General features: G+C 41.9%; 17 protein-coding genes. 16 read left to right on the plus strand and 1 reads right to left on the minus strand.

Annotated elements, in window-relative coordinates; genetic code table 11:
* Nucleotides 1–29 precede the first annotated feature (29 nt).
* From ABKJ27_RS01265 to ABKJ27_RS01280, 4 genes are all read left to right on the plus strand, one after another.
* On the plus strand, nt 30–1,286 hold the full coding sequence (locus tag ABKJ27_RS01265; RefSeq protein ID WP_049516122.1) for a competence/damage-inducible protein A: 1,257 nt from the start codon (nt 30–32) through the stop codon (nt 1,284–1,286).
* 54 nt (nt 1,287–1,340) lie between these two features.
* The gene (gene recA, locus ABKJ27_RS01270; RefSeq protein ID WP_238095613.1) at nt 1,341–2,507 is read left to right on the plus strand and encodes a recombinase RecA; all 1,167 of its coding nucleotides are present in this window, start codon (nt 1,341–1,343) and stop codon (nt 2,505–2,507) included.
* A 221-nt stretch (nt 2,508–2,728) separates the two neighbouring features.
* Complete coding sequence (locus ABKJ27_RS01275; RefSeq protein ID WP_410011874.1) at nt 2,729–4,099, plus strand: MATE family efflux transporter; 1,371 nt, start codon at nt 2,729–2,731, stop codon at nt 4,097–4,099.
* Between the two features lie 96 nt (nt 4,100–4,195).
* Complete coding sequence (locus tag ABKJ27_RS01280; protein WP_000532882.1) at nt 4,196–4,912, plus strand: YebC/PmpR family DNA-binding transcriptional regulator; 717 nt, start codon at nt 4,196–4,198, stop codon at nt 4,910–4,912.
* Between the two features lie 49 nt (nt 4,913–4,961).
* On the opposite strand, the gene ABKJ27_RS01285 is transcribed toward ABKJ27_RS01280, so the two are convergent.
* Nucleotides 4,962–5,609, minus strand: coding sequence for a DUF4190 domain-containing protein (locus ABKJ27_RS01285; RefSeq protein ID WP_386684791.1), 648 nt, complete (start codon nt 5,607–5,609; stop codon nt 4,962–4,964).
* 213 nt (nt 5,610–5,822) lie between these two features.
* On the opposite strand from ABKJ27_RS01285, the gene ABKJ27_RS01290 reads away from it, so the two are divergent.
* The 12 genes from ABKJ27_RS01290 (at nt 5,823) to ilvC (ending at nt 17,567) form a co-directional block, all read left to right on the plus strand.
* On the plus strand, nt 5,823–6,293 hold the full coding sequence (locus tag ABKJ27_RS01290) for a MarR family winged helix-turn-helix transcriptional regulator (RefSeq protein ID WP_084925611.1): 471 nt from the start codon (nt 5,823–5,825) through the stop codon (nt 6,291–6,293).
* Nucleotides 6,268–8,037 (plus strand): ABC transporter ATP-binding protein, encoded by a 1,770-nt coding sequence (locus tag ABKJ27_RS01295; RefSeq protein WP_410011875.1) that lies wholly within the window; start codon nt 6,268–6,270, stop codon nt 8,035–8,037. The genes ABKJ27_RS01290 and ABKJ27_RS01295 overlap by 26 nt, the downstream gene beginning before the upstream one ends.
* Nucleotides 8,027–9,787 carry an ABC transporter ATP-binding protein gene (locus ABKJ27_RS01300; RefSeq protein WP_410011876.1) on the plus strand — a complete coding sequence of 587 codons (1,761 nt, stop codon included), beginning with the start codon at nt 8,027–8,029 and terminating at the stop codon, nt 9,785–9,787. The genes ABKJ27_RS01295 and ABKJ27_RS01300 overlap by 11 nt, the downstream gene beginning before the upstream one ends.
* Nucleotides 9,788–9,882: 95 nt before the next feature.
* Nucleotides 9,883–10,386 carry a phosphatase PAP2 family protein gene (locus ABKJ27_RS01305; RefSeq protein ID WP_410011877.1) on the plus strand — a complete coding sequence of 168 codons (504 nt, stop codon included), beginning with the start codon at nt 9,883–9,885 and terminating at the stop codon, nt 10,384–10,386.
* Nucleotides 10,387–10,499: 113 nt separating this feature from the next.
* Nucleotides 10,500–10,946, plus strand: a complete 447-nt coding sequence (locus tag ABKJ27_RS01310) for a LytTR family DNA-binding domain-containing protein (protein ID WP_000776607.1) — start codon at nt 10,500–10,502, stop codon at nt 10,944–10,946.
* Between the two features lie 4 nt (nt 10,947–10,950).
* Nucleotides 10,951–11,625, plus strand: a complete 675-nt coding sequence (locus tag ABKJ27_RS01315) for a LiaF transmembrane domain-containing protein (RefSeq protein ID WP_410011878.1) — start codon at nt 10,951–10,953, stop codon at nt 11,623–11,625.
* A gap of 105 nt (nt 11,626–11,730) precedes the next feature.
* Nucleotides 11,731–11,919 carry a 50S ribosomal protein L28 gene (rpmB, locus tag ABKJ27_RS01320; RefSeq protein WP_001140948.1) on the plus strand — a complete coding sequence of 63 codons (189 nt, stop codon included), beginning with the start codon at nt 11,731–11,733 and terminating at the stop codon, nt 11,917–11,919.
* A 154-nt stretch (nt 11,920–12,073) separates the two neighbouring features.
* Nucleotides 12,074–12,439 carry an Asp23/Gls24 family envelope stress response protein gene (locus ABKJ27_RS01325; RefSeq protein ID WP_000216437.1) on the plus strand — a complete coding sequence of 122 codons (366 nt, stop codon included), beginning with the start codon at nt 12,074–12,076 and terminating at the stop codon, nt 12,437–12,439.
* Nucleotides 12,440–12,441: 2 nt separating this feature from the next.
* Entirely contained in the window at nt 12,442–14,109 is a 1,668-nt protein-coding gene (locus tag ABKJ27_RS01330) for a DAK2 domain-containing protein (protein WP_070528646.1), read from the plus strand.
* A 200-nt stretch (nt 14,110–14,309) separates the two neighbouring features.
* Nucleotides 14,310–16,010, plus strand: coding sequence for an acetolactate synthase large subunit (locus ABKJ27_RS01335; protein WP_410011879.1), 1,701 nt, complete (start codon nt 14,310–14,312; stop codon nt 16,008–16,010).
* The gene (ilvN, locus tag ABKJ27_RS01340; protein ID WP_001253803.1) at nt 16,003–16,479 is read left to right on the plus strand and encodes an acetolactate synthase small subunit; all 477 of its coding nucleotides are present in this window, start codon (nt 16,003–16,005) and stop codon (nt 16,477–16,479) included. Before ABKJ27_RS01335 ends, ilvN begins: the two co-directional genes overlap by 8 nt.
* Nucleotides 16,480–16,544: 65 nt before the next feature.
* Nucleotides 16,545–17,567 carry a ketol-acid reductoisomerase gene (gene ilvC, locus ABKJ27_RS01345; protein WP_227325521.1) on the plus strand — a complete coding sequence of 341 codons (1,023 nt, stop codon included), beginning with the start codon at nt 16,545–16,547 and terminating at the stop codon, nt 17,565–17,567.
* The last annotated feature ends 189 nt before the right edge of the window (nt 17,568–17,756 follow it).

The raw sequence follows: 17,756 nt of genomic DNA on the forward strand, positions 1-17,756 counted from the left end.
AAAATACGAATAGATAGGTAGGAGGAAACATGAAAGCAGAAATCATTGCTGTTGGAACAGAGATTTTGACAGGACAGATTGTCAATACCAATGCTCAGTTTTTGTCGGAAAAACTAGCAGAGATTGGGGTAGATGTATATTTTCAGACGGCTGTAGGAGACAATGAAGCTCGTCTCTTATCCCTGCTTGAGATTGCCAGTCAACGTAGCAGCCTGCTGATTTTGACAGGCGGTTTGGGGCCAACTGAGGACGATTTGACCAAACAAACCCTGGCTAAATTCTTAGGGAAAAAATTAGTCTTCGATCCTCAGGCACAGGCGAAGTTGGATGTCTTTTTTGCCCAGAGACCAGACTATGCCCGAACACCGAATAATGAAAGACAAGCTCAACTTGTAGAAGGGGCGACTCCGCTGCCAAATGAAACAGGACTGGCTGTGGGAGGAATATTGGAAGTCGAAGGAGTGACCTACGTCGTCCTTCCAGGTCCACCAAGTGAATTGAAGCCTATGGTCTTAAACCAACTTCTACCCAAGTTGATGACAGGGAGCAAGCTGCATTCCCGAGTTCTTCGTTTCTTTGGGATTGGCGAGAGCCAGTTGGTTACGATTTTGTCTGATTTGATTGATAATCAAACAGATCCGACCTTGGCCCCTTATGCTAAGACAGGAGAAGTCACTCTGCGTCTGTCAACAAAAGCTAGCAGCCAAGAAGAGGCGAATCAAGTGCTGGATATCTTGGAAAATCAAATCTTAGGTCGCCAGACCTTTGAAGGTCTTTCTTTACGAGATCTTTGTTATGGTTATGGGGAAGAAACTAGTTTAGCTAGCATTGTGGTAGAAGAACTGAAAAAACAAGGGAAAACTATCACGGCTGCAGAGAGTTTGACGGCAGGGCTTTTCCAAGCCAGCGTAGCTGATTTTTCGGGTGCTTCAAGTATATTTAAGGGTGGTTTTGTAACCTATAGCTTGGAGGAAAAATCAAAGATGTTGGATATTTCTGTCAAGGATTTGGAAGAACAGGGTGTGGTATCTGAATTTACAGCTCAGAAGATGGCTGAGCAGGCACGAATCAAGACCCAGTCTGATTTTGGCCTTAGTTTGACTGGAGTGGCAGGACCAGATAGCCTGGAAGGACATCCAGCTGGGACAGTCTTCATAGGCTTGGCTCAAGAGCAAGGAACTGAGGTTATCAAGGTCAATATTGGAGGCAGAAGTCGAGCAGATGTACGTCACATTGCGGTTATGCATGCCTTTAACCTAGTTCGCAAGGCTTTATTAAGTGACTAACTTTTGATATAATAGTAGATAGGTCTAAGGACCATTAGAATGTAGGAGAATAGAATGGCGAAAAAACCAAAAAAATTAGATGAAATTTCAAAAAAATTCGGGGCAGAACGTGAAAAAGCCTTGAATGACGCTCTTAAATTGATTGAGAAAGACTTTGGTAAAGGATCAATCATGCGTTTGGGTGAACGTGCGGAGCAAAAGGTGCAAGTGATGAGTTCAGGTTCTTTGGCTCTTGACATTGCCCTTGGTTCAGGTGGTTATCCTAAGGGACGTATCATCGAAATCTACGGACCAGAGTCATCTGGTAAGACAACTGTTGCCCTTCATGCAGTTGCACAAGCTCAAAAAGAAGGTGGGATTGCTGCCTTTATCGATGCGGAACATGCCCTCGATCCAGCTTATGCTGCGGCTCTTGGTGTCAACATTGACGAATTGCTCTTGTCACAACCAGACTCAGGAGAGCAAGGTCTTGAGATTGCAGGAAAATTGATTGATTCAGGTGCTGTGGACCTTGTCGTAGTTGACTCAGTTGCTGCCCTTGTCCCTCGTGCGGAAATTGATGGCGATATCGGAGATAGCCACGTTGGTTTGCAGGCTCGTATGATGAGCCAGGCTATGCGTAAGCTCGGTGCTTCTATCAATAAAACCAAAACAATTGCCATCTTTATCAACCAATTGCGTGAAAAAGTTGGGGTCATGTTTGGAAATCCAGAAACAACTCCTGGTGGACGTGCTCTGAAATTTTACGCATCAGTCCGTTTGGATGTTCGTGGAAGCACACAAATCAAGGGAACTGGTGACCAAAAAGATACCAATGTCGGTAAAGAAACTAAAATCAAGGTTGTGAAAAACAAGGTGGCTCCACCATTTAAGGAAGCCTTCGTTGAAATCATGTACGGAGAAGGGATTTCTAAGACTGGTGAGCTTTTGAAGATCGCAAGCGATTTGGATATCATCAAAAAAGCAGGAGCTTGGTACTCTTACAAGGATGAGAAAATCGGGCAAGGTTCTGAAAATGCTAAGAAATACTTGGCAGATAACCCAGAAGTCTTTGATGAGATTGATCATCAAGTCCGTGTTCAATTTGGTTTGATTGATGGAGAAGAAGCTTCTGTAGAAGGTGTTGAAACTAAAAAAGATGACGTAGTTCAAGCAGATTCTGTGAATGAAGAAGTGACACTTGACCTAGGTGATGAACTTGAAATCGAAATTGAAGAATAATACTCTTCGAAAATCAAATTCAAACCACGTCAGCGTCGCCTTACCGTACTCAAGTACAGCTTACGGCTAGCTTCCTAGTTTGCTTTTTGATTTTCATTTAGTATAAGCTGTCAAAGTAGTGGAGGAATCCACTGCTTTTTTCGATTCTTTGTTCAATATTTCAGATTGCCTATAGTTTGCTGTTTCTTGTCGCTCCTCTAGAAAGCTGATATAATATCCTTATGAATAAAAAACGAACAGTGGACCTGATACATGGTCCGATTCTTCCCTCGCTCTTAAGCTTCGCCTTCCCAATCTTGCTATCAAATATTTTTCAACAGCTCTATAATACTGCTGATGTCTTGATTGTTGGACGATTTCTTGGTCAAGAATCCTTGGCTGCAGTAGGAGCGACGACAGCGATTTTTGACCTGATTGTAGGTTTTACTCTTGGTGTTGGCAATGGCATGGGAATTGTCATTGCCCGTTATTATGGAGCTCGGAATTTCACTAAAATCAAGGAAGCAGTAGCAGCCACCTGGATTTTAGGTGCTCTTTTGAGTATTGTAGTTATGCTGCTGGGCTTTCTTGGTTTGTATCCTCTCTTGCAATACCTAGATACTCCTGCAGAAATTCTTCCCCAGTCCTATCAATATATTTCTATGATTGTGACCTGTGTTGGTGTTAGCTTCGCTTATAATCTCTTTGCAGGTTTGTTGCGGTCTATTGGAGACAGTCTGGCTGCGCTTGGTTTTTTGATTTTCTCTGCTCTGGTTAATGTGGTTCTGGATCTCTATTTCATTACGCAATTGCATCTGGGAGTTCAATCCGCAGGACTTGCTACCATCATTTCGCAAGGCTTATCAGCGGTTCTTTGCTTTTATTATATTCGTAAGAGCGTTCCAGAACTGCTCCCTCAGCTCAAACATTTCAAATGGGACAAAAGCTTGTACGCGGATCTCTTGGAGCAAGGTTTGGCTATGGGCTTGATGAGCTCAATTGTATCTATAGGCAGTGTGATTTTACAGTCTTCTGTTAATACCTTTGGTGCAGTGATTATTAGTGCCCAGACGGCAGCTCGACGCATTATGGCTTTCGCCCTTCTTCCGATGACCGCTATTTCTGCATCAATGACGACCTTTGCTTCACAGAATTTAGGTGCTAAGCGCCCAGACCGCATTGTTCAAGGTCTTCGAATCGGCAGTCGTTTAAGTATATCCTGGGCAGTTTTTGTTTGTATCTTCCTCTTTTTTGCCAGTCCAGCCTTGGTTTCCTTCTTGGCCAGTTCGACGGATAGCTACTTGGTAGAAAATGGTAGTCTCTATCTGCAAATCAGCTCAGCCTTTTATCCCATTCTGAGTCTCTTGTTGATTTATCGCAATTGTTTGCAGGGCTTGGGGCAAAAAGTCCTTCCTCTGGTTTCTAGCTTTATCGAACTAATCGGGAAAATCGCTTTTGTGGTTTTGATTATCCCTTGGGCAGGATATAAGGGAGTTATCCTTTGCGAACCCTTAATCTGGGTTGCCATGACCATTCAACTGTACTTTTCACTGTTCCGTCACCCCTTGATAAAAGAAGGCAAGGAAATCTTGGCAACAAAAGTACCATCCTAGCCTGATTTGCTAAATAAAATCCATTTCCTCTAGTGAAAATCGAAAAAACTTGTGTTATAATAAGAAAGATTAAAATGTGAAAAAAGGAGATTCCTAATGGGACGTAAATGGGCCAATATCGTAGCCAAGAAAACGGCTAAAGATGGAGCTAACTCTAAAGTATATGCAAAATTTGGTGTAGAAATCTATGTAGCAGCTAAAAAAGGTGATCCAGATCCAGAATCAAACTCAGCTTTGAAATTCGTTATCGACCGTGCTAAACAAGCCCAAGTGCCAAAACACGTTATTGATAAAGCTTTGGACAAGGCTAAAGGAAACACAGACGAAACCTTTACAGAAGGACGTTACGAAGGCTTTGGACCAAATGGCTCTATGCTGATTGTTGATACTTTGACTTCTAACGTTAACCGTACAGCGGCCAATGTCCGTGCAGCTTTTGGTAAAAATGGCGGAAACATGGGTGCTTCAGGTTCGGTTTCTTACCTCTTCGACAACAAAGGTGTTATCGTATTTGCAGGTGAAGATGCAGATGCAGTCTTTGAGCAATTGCTAGAAGCAGATGTGGATGTGGACGATGTAGAAGCAGAAGAAGGAACAATCACGGTTTATACAGCGCCAACTGACCTTCATAAGGCTATTGTTGCCCTTCGTGAGTCAGGTATCGAAGAATTCCAAGTGACTGAATTGGAAATGATTCCTCAGTCAGAAGTGGAATTGTCAGGCGATGACCTTGAAACCTTTGAAAAACTTTACAGCGTTCTTGAAGACGATGAAGATGTACAAAAAATCTACACAAACGTAGACGGGTTCTAATAGAAAAACGAACAGTTTTACTAGCTGTTCGTTTTTTTGATATTTGAACTTAGAATCTGGTTTCAGAATCGTTTTGTTGCTTGCTTTTTTCTAGACCTAGACCGACTGCATGTTTTTGGACGAGCAAGAGCTCTCCATTGTCCTGTTTTGCAAAAGTTAAGGTAACAGTCTTGGTCTTGTATCCAATGGAGATATAGGTGATTTTTTTCGTATCGTAACCCCCAAGAGTGAAGTCAAACTCGGAATCTGGCTTTCCGTGTTTGTTGATAATATCCTTGTAGTTGGTACCACCTTTTCCTTTGTTGTCAAGGTCACCTTCGATTAAGGCGTCGAACTGTTCTTGGGTCCAGGTGAAGGTATCGTCTGTCAAGCCACTTTCTTCTTCGCGTTCCATTGAGGCACTCGTATCCATGTAGGAACGGTTAAACTCCTTGGCATACTCTTTGTAGACATCAGCGTATAGTACCTGAGTCGTAAAGAAAAGTACAACAGAGGCAACTGCCAGGGATGTTCCGATAATAGCCATTTTTTTCCGTTTTTTGAGGTTGACGATAAGGCCGATAATTCCCAAGATAAATGCGACGATGGCGATGAACAACGATGGATAGTTAATAAACGGGATCCAGGATCCTAAAAGTGCGATGGCTCCAAAAATGGTTGCTAAGATTCCTAAAACTCTTTGTTCTTCTGGTTTCATTTGAAAGTTTTCTTCCTTCATTAAGTGAATGGATTTCTATCCACAGTAGTAAGTGCTTATTATATAAAAAATATTGCCTAATGTCAATTTAAACTAAAATAGTTCTCTAGGAAACTTTTTCTTGACATCTCTTTTCCAAGTGGTAAAATAGTTCTCATGGAAACTTATTTAGTTCCTAGGAGAACTAAATGTGTTAGTTAGAAAGGAGTTAGTATGGATAAACCGATGTTAGTCTTTAAGCGTTTTGGTCATCAGATTCATCTGATGGTACAAAGGGAAGCCAAACGTTGTGGTATTGAATTTATGGGTGGACCGCAAGGTCAGGTTGTACGTTTTTTGGATATCCGTGAGGAAAACCAAGACTTGGTCTTGATTAAAGATATTGAGCAAGAACTCAATATTAGCAAGTCTGTTGCTAGTAACTTGGTCAAGCGTATGGTGCAAAATGGTTTGGTAGAATTGGAGGCGAGTTCTAGCGATAAGCGGGCTAAGTTTGTTCGTCTGACGGAAAAATCGCGTTCTCAAATGCAAGAATTTAAGGCCTTTTTTAAACGCATAGACAAGCAGTTGTTGGCAGATGTAGATGAAGGCGAATTACTGATTTTTGAGAAAGTCCTCAATCAATTACAGGAAAATATCAAGAGAATAGGAGGAGATAATGAAGAAATTAGCAAAACGAATTAGTGGAAAAGAATGGGGGATGATTTTACTAGCCATTCTCTTTACCTGTTTTTCGGTCTATCTAGAGTTGGAAGTGCCAACCTATATCTCGAAAATTACGGATTTGCTAGGTAGTCAAGGTACTAATTTAGATGAGTTGTGGCAGCCGGCAAGCATGATGGTGGGAATGTCCTTTCTTGCCTTCTTATCCGTAGTTGCAGTTGGATTTTTTGCATCCCGAGTGGCGGCTTCTTATACTAGTAGGTTGAGAAGTGATATTTTTAACCGAGTTTTGGATTACTCGCAGACGGAGATTAAGAAATTCTCTATTCCTAGCCTCTTGACGCGTACTACCAATGACATTACTCAAGTTCAAATGTTGATTACCATGGGCTTGCAAGTGGTTACGCGTGGTCCGATTATGGCTATCTGGGCTATCGGGAAGATTTTAGGCCATTCAGAATACTGGCTCTGGGCCGTACTTGTGGCAGTGATTGTCAACGTTTTGATGACAACTGTTTTGATGACGCTAGCCTTTCCAAAACAGTCCTTGATTCAGGGGCTGACAGATAAACTGAACAGTATCACTCGTGAGAGTTTGACAGGTATCCGTGTTGTTCGTGCCTACAATGCTGAAGAGTACCAAAATGAAAAATTTGCAGCAGCAAATGATGAATTGACACGCTTGAATTTGTTTGTCAACCGTCTTATGGCTATTTTGAACCCTATCATGATGGGGATTTCAAGTGGTTTGAGTGTGGCGATTTACTGGATTGGGGCCTATGTGATTAATGACGCTGCTCCGATAGCGCGTCTGCCTCTCTTTAGTGACATGATTGTTTTCATGTCTTATGCTATGCAGGTTGTCATGGGCTTCCTTCTCATGGGAGCACTCTTCATCGTTCTTCCCCGAACTATGGTCTCTGCTAAGCGGATTAATCAAGTTTTAGATTTGCATTCTTCTATCCAAAACCCTGCTCAAGTGCAGCTGGCTGATGAAAACCTCAAAGGTCAGGTCGAATTTAAGGATGTGACCTTCCGCTATGCGGCAAATTCGGAGGCGGTTATTGAGAATGTTAGCTTTAAAGCAGAAGCTGGTCAAACAGTGGCCTTTATTGGGTCAACAGGTTCTGGTAAATCAACTCTGGTCAATCTGATTCCACGTTTCTACGATGTGTCAGAAGGAGAAATTCTGGTGGATGGTGTCAATGTTCAAGACTATGCTCTAGAAGATTTGCGCAACAAGGTTGGTTATATTCCCCAGAAAGCGGTTCTCTTTTCAGGTGATGTCAAGGGCAATTTAGACTTTGGACAGAGTCAAGAAACACCACTTAGTGAGCAGGCTATGTGGCAAGCTCTGGAATTGGCCCAGTCTAAGAACTTTATCGAAGACAAGGAAGCGGGCTTAGAGTCAGAAGTGGCCCAAGGAGGAACCAACTTCTCAGGTGGTCAAAGACAGCGTCTGGCCATTGCGCGTGCCTTGGCTCGGAAACCAGAAATCCTCATCTTTGATGACTCCTTCTCAGCCTTAGATTACAAGACAGATCGAGTCCTACGCCAAGAGCTAGCAGAAAAAACTAATTCTATGACCAAACTCATCGTTGCACAGCGTATTTCAACGATTATGGATGCGGATTTGATTTTGGTCTTGGATCAAGGAAAAGTCGTGGGACAAGGCACCCACAAGGAACTTCTAGCTAATAACGAAGTTTACCAAGAAATTGCCTATTCACAACTATCGAAGGAGGAATTGGAACATGGAAAATAAGAAAATGTCTCTTTGGAAACAGAGTAAACCCTATCTTGCAGGCCTCCAGTTTGCCCTTCTGATAGCCTTTATAGCAACAATCGTATCCAATATCATTACTGTATATGGTCCAACCCGCATCAAGGAAATGACCAACATCATTGCCAGTGGTCTGGAAACCAGTGTGGATGTCGCTGCGGTTGCAGCTATTGGTGGTTTTTTGGCCGTGATTTATGTGATTGGACTCCTATCAAATTATTTGCAGGCCTTTCTGTTTACAACAGCCATTCAACGTTTTTCAGAGCGTTTGAGAACAGCCATTGCAGATAAAATTAATCGCCTACCATTGAGATATTTTGATGGACACTCTCAAGGGGATACCTTGTCTCGTGTAACCAATGACGTTGACACTGCAGCCCAGTCCCTCAATCAAAGTCTAGGAACAGTTCTCTCATCTAGTTTACTGGTCGTGGCGGTCTTAGTAACCATGTTTGGCATGAACTGGATTTTAGCCTTGGTGACGGTTGTGTCAACCCTTATTGGTTTTGCTTTCGTGTCTGTCTTTATGGGCAAATCACAGGGATTTTTTAAGAGTCAGCAACAGGATTTGGCAGCTGTAAATGGTTATGTGGAAGAAATGTACTCTGGCCATAATGTGGTGACCAGTTACAATGCCATCGAGAGTACGAAAGAAGAGTTTGCGAAATTAAACAATCGTCTATATGACAGTATCTGGAAATCTCAATTTATTTCAGGAATTATGATGCCGATTATGATGTTTATTGGGAACTTTAGCTATGCCTTGGTGATTATTGTTGGTGCAGCCTTGGCTCTGAATGGACAGATTAGTATCGGGATTATCGTTGCCTTTATGGCCTACGTTCGTATCTTTTCTCAGCCTCTTTCACAAATTGCCCAAGGGATTACTAGTCTTCAGCAGGCTAGTGCAGCCATGGGACGTGTCTTCGAATTCCTAGCTGAAGAGGAAATGGCAGACGAATCCCATAAAGAAAGACAGTTGAGCGATATGAAAGGGCAAGTGGTCTTTGATCGAGTTTCCTTTGGCTACACACCAGATCGAACCATTATCCATGACTTTTCTGCGACCGCTCATGCAGGTCAAAAGGTTGCCATTGTCGGACCGACTGGAGCTGGGAAGACAACTATTGTCAATCTTTTGATGAAGTTTTATGAGATTGATAAGGGAAGCATCCGTATCGATGATGTCGATACCAAGGAGATGAAGCGTTCGGAAGTACACGATGCCTTTTCAATGGTCTTGCAGGACACCTGGCTCTTTGAAGGCACTATCCGAGACAATCTTATCTATAACCAAAAGGATATTAGTGATGAGCGCGTGATTGAAGCCAGCAAGGCTGTAGGGATTCACCACTTTATTATGACCCTACCAGATGGTTACGATACTGTCTTGGACGATACAGTGACCTTGTCTGTCGGACAAAAACAACTCTTGACCATCGCTCGTGCTTTGTTGAAAGATGCGCCACTCCTAATCCTAGATGAGGCGACCTCTTCGGTTGATACACGGACGGAGGAATTGATTCAGAAAGCCATGGACCGTTTGATGGAAGGTAGAACTTCCTTTGTCATCGCCCACCGCTTGTCAACTATCCGAAATGCTGATCTGATTCTTGTCATGAAAGATGGCAATATCATTGAGCAAGGCAATCATGATGAGTTGATGGCACAAGGAGGCTTCTACGCTGACCTTTATAACAGTCAATTTACAGAAGACGAAGCAGAAGAATAAACCCAAAGAAGGCTTGACGGCCTTCTTTTTCTGCACTATACTAGAAGACAAGTGCTTCCCTGTAAGCAAAATTTGAGTAAGTGATGAGAGAATATATGAAAAATTATCAAGAATGGTATGACCACATCGCTGGTAAGATTAAAAATAATCCTCTCTTTCTGAGATTGTTAAGAGTTTTCAATCGGTTCATGACAGTAGTTATGCCTATAGTTTATCTGACCTTGTTAACCACTATCTATTTCCGAGAAGGATTTGGGAAACAGGTCTTGATGTATGTGTTTATTCCTGCATCAGGTTTTGTGATTTTGTCCTTTCTTCGTAAGAAAATCAATGCCCCTAGGCCTTATGAGGAATGGGATATTAAACCTTTGCTTGACAGAGATAGTCCTGGTCAGTCTATGCCCAGTCGTCATGTCTTTTCAGCAACCATTATTTCCATGGCTTGCCTTCATGCTAGTTTATCTCTAGGGATTATCTTGTTAGTCTTGTCAGCCTTCCTCGGTCTAGTGAGAGTTTTAGGGGGAGTGCATTATCCCAAGGATGTAGTGGTTGGTTATACTAGCGGTCTTGCGTGGGGGATGATTTTCTTTCTATTTTGACATGTAAGTTAAGGTAATCCTACAACCACTTACAGGTCTAAAGTAACCACTTGCTTTTTTGCTCTTGTTTTCTTATTTTGGCTTTGATATAGTAGAGTCAGAAAGGAGATGGAATGAAGTTACGAATCGAAATTGACAGCAATTTAGAGGAAACTGAAATTGTCATCAAGGCGGCGGCTTTGACAGATGAGATTGCGGATTTGCAGCGTCTCTTGCAAGAGTCCAAGTCTCCTCGGTTGATTTTTTACAAGGGAACAGGTGAATATTATCTGGACTTGTCGGAAATTCTCTTCTTTGAGACGGAAGGTAGCAAGATTTACGCCCATACCCAGAAAGATGCCTACGAGGTTCGACTTAAACTCTATGAGTTAGAGTCTATCCTTCCTCGCTATTTTAGTCGGGTATCCAAGTCAACAATCGCTAATATTCGGCAAGTCTATTCGGTGGATAAGTCCTTTTCAGGAACGGGCACCATTTCCTTTTATCAGACCCACAAGGAGGTTCATGTGTCACGACATTACCAATCTCTCCTAAAAGAAAATCTAAGAAACATGAGGTAAGAACATGAAAAAGAAAGTATTTGGTATTGTGTTGCTAGTATTGGCAGCTTTAATATTATTACAAGGAAATTTTGGAATCCCTTCATTCGGTGGGCAAATTTGGCCCTTGCTTGGTATTGCATTTTTTGCCTATCAATCAGTTGGAGCTTTGTTGCGTCGTCACTTAACTTCAGCCTCTTTTACAGCTCTAGTAGCCTTAATGATTGCTAACCACTTTTATGGCATTTTACCAATTCCTAATCAGTCATTGTTCTGGGCAAGTATTTTAATCGTAATGGGTGTCAGCGCACTCACTCATTCTAACAGAACTTGGAATGGGAAAAAATGGTGGTATGACGGTGAAAAGACCATTCTGACAGATAAGGAAGTTGCTTTTGGGACTGGGACTTTCTATAAACAAGATCAAGATCTTGTAGACGACCAAGTAGAAGTTGGTTTTGGCAACGCCAAGATATATTATGACAATGCAGAAATTCTAGGAGATACTGCAACCCTGAAGGTGGAAGTTGGTTTCGGAAGTGCAGTTATTTATGTTCCCCAACATTGGAGAGTTGATTTAAAGGTAGAAACCTTCTGTGGTGTAGCCAAGGCAGATACTTCTCTAGCTCCAACCAGTAAAACCTTGATTATCCGTGGAGATGTGGCTTTTGGGAAGTTGGGTATTGTCTATGTTAAATAAAAAAATCTTCCAATTCCCTTGCAAAAATGAAGAAAGTGTGATAACATAGTACGGTATGTGGTGCTAGCACATCCGCTATATTAGATCTAATAGGAGGAAAACACAATGGCTAAAGTATGTTACTTTACAGGTCGTAAGACTGTATCAGGAAACAACCGTTCACACGCGATGAACCAAACAAAACGTGCCGTAAAACCAAACCTTCAAAAAGTTACTGTTCTTATCGATGGTAAACCTAAAAAAGTTTGGGCTTCAGCTCGTGCTTTGAAATCAGGTAAAGTTGAACGCGTTTAATAATAAAAGTAAGGAGACCTTAGGGTCTTTTTCTTTTTCTGTGGGTGTAACATCATTTGAAAAATAGAGTAAATATCCGCTGATACAGTATTCTGCTTTTACACTTGGGCTGAAATATGATAAAATAGAGTATCAACTAGTTGAGGTAAAAAGGATGACTGTAAAAATTAATACAAAAGATGGTCAAATCGAACTAACAGATGAAGTGATTGCAACCGTCGTAGGTGGAGCAGCAACTGAAATTTTTGGTGTGGTCGGTATGGCTAGTAAAAATGCCCTCAAAGATAATTTCCAAGCCCTTCTAGGTAAGGAAAATTATTCTAAAGGTGTCGTCGTAAAGGCGGCCGAAGATGGCAGTATTGCAGTTGATGTATATACCGTGTTGAGCTACGGAACAAAGATTAGCGAAGTGTCAAAAAACATTCAAGAGCGTGTTCGTTTTAGTTTGGAAAACCAACTTGGAATTACTGCTCAGACTGTAAATGTCTACATTCAAAATATCAAAGTTGTAGGAGAATAACCGTGTCAAAAATTACTACTAGCTTATTTCAAGAAATGGTGCAGGCTGCATCAACTCGCTTGAATAAGCAAGCTGAATATGTCAATTCATTAAACGTCTTTCCAGTTCCAGATGGAGATACTGGAACAAACATGGGAATGACCATTGAAAATGGAGCTAAAGAAGTTGCAGACAAGCCAGCTTCTACAGTTGGCGAGGTAGCGAGCATTCTTGCCAAAGGTCTTTTGATGGGTGCGCGTGGAAACTCAGGCGTTATTACGTCTCAGCTTTTCCGTGGATTTTCACAAGCTATCAAGGATAAAGATGAGTTAACAGGTCAAGACTTGGCCCTTGCCTTCCAATCAGGTGTGGAAGTTGCCTATAAGGCAGTGATGAAACCAGTTGAAGGAACGATTTTGACAGTTTCTCGTGGGGCTGCTATCGGTGCTAAGAAAAAAGCTGAGCAAACAGATGACGCTGTTGAAGTCATGCGCGCAGCCTTGGAAGGTGCTAAAACAGCTCTAGCTAAAACACCAGACATGCTTCCAGTATTGAAAGAAGTTGGCGTTGTGGACTCAGGTGGTCAAGGACTGGTCTTTATCTACGAAGGTTTCCTTTCAGCCCTTACTGGTGAATATATCGCATCTGAGGACTTTGTAGCGACTCCGGCCAACATGAGTGAAATGATCAATGCAGAGCACCACAAGTCTGTAGCTGGTCATGTAGCGACTGAGGATATCACCTTTGGTTACTGTACTGAAATCATGGTAGCTCTTAAGCAAGGCCCAACCTATGCCAAAGATTTTGACTACGATGAATTCCGTAACTACTTGAATGAGCTTGGAGATTCTCTCCTCGTTGTTAATGATGATGAAATCGTCAAAGTCCATGTCCATACAGAAGATCCAGGTCTTGTTATGCAAGAAGGTCTCAAATATGGTAGCTTGGTCAAGGTAAAAGTTGACAATATGCGTAACCAACACGAAGCGCAGGTTGAGAAAGAAGCTGCTCAAGTTAGCAAACCAGCTGAAGAAAAAGAGTATGCTTTGATTGCTGTGGTGGCTGGTAAAGGTCTAGCAGATATCTTCCGTTCTCAAGGTGTGGATTATGTTATCGAGGGCGGTCAAACCATGAACCCTTCAACAGAAGACTTTATCAAGGCTGTTGAACAGGTTAACGCTCGTAACATCATCTTCCTGCCAAACAACAAAAACATCTTCATGGCAGCTCAATCTGCAGCAGAAGTTTTGGAACAACCAGCAGTAGTGGTGGAAGCTCGTACTTTGCCACAAGGTTTGACAAGTCTTCTCGCCTTTGATCCAAGTAAGTCCATAGAAGAAAACCAAGAGCGTATGACTGCTGCTCTTAGCGATGTCGTTAGTGGAAGCGTCACAACAGCTGTGCGTGATACAACCATTGATGGCTTAGAAATCCATGAAAACGATAATCTAGGTATGGTGGATGGGAAAATCCTCGTGTCAAACCCTGATATGCACCAAACCTTGATAGAAACCTTGAAACATATGTTGGATGAAGATAGTGAAATTGTAACCTTCTATGTCGGTGAAGACGGAAGCGAAGAACTTGCCAATGAAATTGCCCAAGAAATCACAGAAGAATTCGAAGATGTTGAAGTCGAGATTCATCAAGGTCAACAACCTGTTTACCCATACCTATTTAGTGTGGAATAAGATTGATGAAGAACTGAGAAATCAGTTCTTTTTTCTTTTTTAGTAAATGAAATCGGTATCTTTTTAATAAAAACAAAAATAACATTCATAAATAAACGTTAAAATAGAAAATTCAGAAAATTTCTTCTTTTCTCTTGAAAAATTTTGAAAAAATGGTATGATAGTAACAAGTTATTTTTAAGAGAAGAGAAAGGGGAACAATGGAGAAAATCAGTTTAGAATCTCCTAAGACGGGGTCGGATCTAGTTTTGGAAACACTTCGTGATTTAGGAATTGATACCATCTTTGGTTATCCTGGTGGTGCGGTCTTGCCTTTTTATGATGCGATATATAATTTTAAAGGTATTCGCCACATTCTAGGGCGCCATGAGCAAGGTTGTTTGCATGAAGCTGAAGGTTATGCCAAATCAACTGGAAAGTTGGGTGTTGCCGTCGTCACTAGCGGACCGGGAGCAACAAATGCCATTACAGGGATTGCAGATGCCATGAGCGATAGTGTTCCCCTTTTGGTCTTTACAGGTCAGGTAGCGAGAGCAGGGATTGGGAAAGATGCCTTTCAGGAGGCAGACATCGTGGGAATTACCATGCCAATCACTAAGTACAATTACCAAGTTCGTGAGACAGCTGATATCCCTCGTATCATTACGGAAGCTGTCCATATCGCAACTACAGGTCGCCCAGGGCCAGTCGTAATTGACCTACCTAAAGACGTGTCTGCTTTAGAAACAGACTTCATCTATTCACCAGAAGTGAACCTACCAAGCTACCAACCGACTCTTGAGCCAAATGATATGCAAATCAAGAAAATTTTGAAGCAATTATCCAAGGCTAAAAAGCCAGTCTTGCTAGCTGGTGGTGGAATTAGTTATGCTGAAGCAGCTGCAGAATTAAATGAATTTGCAGAGCGTTATCAAATTCCAGTGGTAACCAGCCTTTTGGGGCAAGGAACGATTGCAACGAGTCACCCACTCTTTCTTGGAATGGGAGGTATGCACGGGTCATTCGCAGCTAATATTGCCATGACGGAAGCCGACTTTATGATTAGTATTGGTTGCCGTTTCGATGACCGTTTGACAGGAAATCCAAAGACTTTTGCTAAGAATGCTAAGGTTGCCCACATTGATATTGACCCTGCCGAGATTGGCAAGATTATCAGTGCAGATATTCCGGTAGTTGGAGATGCTAAGAAAGCCTTGCAAATGTTGTTAGCGGAACCAACAGTTCATAACAATACTGAGAAATGGATTGAGAAAGTTACTAAAGACAAGAACCGTGTTCGTTCTTATGATAAGAAAGAGCGTGTGGTTCAGCCGCAAGCTGTTATTGAACGAATTGGTGAATTGACGAATGGAGATTCCATTGTGGTAACAGACGTTGGTCAACACCAAATGTGGACAGCTCAGTATTATCCCTACCAAAACGAACGTCAGTTAGTGACTTCAGGTGGTTTGGGAACGATGGGATTTGGAATTCCAGCAGCAATCGGTGCTAAAATTGCTAACCCAGATAAGGAAGTAGTCTTGTTTGTTGGGGATGGCGGTTTCCAAATGACTAACCAGGAATTGGCTATTTTGAACATTTACAAGGTGCCAATCAAGGTGGTTATGCTGAACAACCACTCACTTGGAATGGTTCGCCAGTGGCAGGAATCCTTCTATGAAGGTAGAACATCAGAGTCAGTCTTTGACACCCTTCCTGATTTCCAATTGATGGCACAAGCTTATGGCATTAAAAACTATAAGTTTGACAATCCTGAGACCTTGGCTCAAGACCTTGAAGTGATCACTGAGAATGTTCCTATGCTCATCGAGGTAGATATTTCTCGTAAGGAACAGGTGTTACCAATGGTACCAGCTGGTAAGAGTAATCATGAGATGTTGGGGGTGAAGTTCCATGCGTAGAATGTTAACAGCAAAACTACAAAATCGTTCAGGAGTCCTCAATCGCTTTACAGGTGTCCTATCTCGTCGTCAGGTTAATATTGAAAGCATCTCTGTTGGAGCAACAGAAGATCCAAATGTATCGCGTATTACCATTATTATTGATGTTGCTTCACATGATGAGGTGGAGCAAATTATCAAACAGCTCAATCGTCAGATTGATGTGATTCGCATTCGTGATATTACAGACAAGCCTCATTTGGAGCGCGAGGTGATTTTGGTTAAGATGTCAGCGCCAGCTGAGAAGCGAGCTGAGATTCTAGCGATTATTCAACCTTTCCGTGCAACAGTGGTAGACGTAGCACCAAGCTCGATTACCATTCAGATGACGGGAAATGCAGAAAAGAGCGAAGCTTTATTGCGAGTCATTCGACCATACGGTATTCGTAATATTGCTCGTACGGGTGCAACTGGATTTACCCGCGATTAAAAATCCGACTTAAATTTGTTAAACTAGCCTAAAAGGCAATAAATAATAGAAAAGAGAGAAAAACTATGGCAGTTCAAATGGAATACGAAAGAGATGTTAAAGTAGCAGCACTTGACGGTAAAAAAATCGCTGTTATCGGTTATGGTTCGCAAGGACATGCGCATGCACAAAACTTGCGTGATTCAGGTCGTGATGTTATCATCGGTGTACGTCCAGGTAAATCTTTTGACAAAGCAAAAGAAGATGGATTTGATACTTACACAGTAGCAGAAGCAACTAAATTAGCTGACGTTATCATGATTTTGGCACCAGACGAAATCCAACAAGAATTGTACGAAGCAGAAATTGCTCCAAACTTGGAAGCTGGAAATGCAGTTGGATTTGCTCATGGTTTCAACATTCACTTTGAATTTATCAAAGTTCCTGCGGATGTAGATGTCTTCATGTGTGCACCTAAAGGGCCAGGACACTTGGTACGCCGTACTTACGAGGAAGGATTTGGTGTTCCAGCTCTTTATGCAGTATATCAAGATGCAACAGGAAATGCGAAAAACATTGCTATGGACTGGTGTAAAGGTGTTGGAGCTGCCCGTGTAGGTCTTCTTGAAACAACATACAAAGAAGAAACTGAAGAAGATTTGTTTGGTGAACAAGCTGTACTTTGTGGTGGTTTGACTGCCCTTATCGAAGCAGGTTTCGAAGTCTTGACAGAAGCAGGTTACGCTCCAGAATTGGCTTACTTTGAAGTTCTTCACGAAATGAAATTGATCGTTGACTTGATCTATGAAGGTGGATTCAAGAAAATGCGTCAATCAATTTCAAACACTGCTGAATATGGTGACTATGTATCAGGTCCACGTGTGATTACTGAGCAAGTTAAAGAAAATATGAAGGCTGTCTTGGCAGACATCCAAAATGGTAAATTTGCAAATGACTTTGTAAATGACTATAAAGCTGGACGTCCAAAATTGACTGCTTACCGTGAACAAGCAGCTAACCTTGAAATTGAAAAAGTTGGTGCAGAATTGCGTAAAGCAATGCCTTTCGTTGGTAAAAACGACGATGATGCATTCAAAATCTATAACTAATTGATAGAAATTAAGGTGAAGGCGAGTTGGGGGACTAACTCGCTTTTATAATCAATTCATCTCTCTTTTTAAGAAGATGGATTGAGATAATACTCAATGAAAATCAAAGAGCAAACTAGGAAGCTAGCCGTAGGCTGCTCAAAGCACTGCTTTGAGCTTGTAAATAAGACTGACGGAGTCAGCTCAAAA

This window comes from Streptococcus sp. KHUD_011, assembly GCF_046352925.1.
In the GTDB taxonomy this organism is placed as follows: Bacteria; Bacillota; Bacilli; order Lactobacillales; family Streptococcaceae; genus Streptococcus.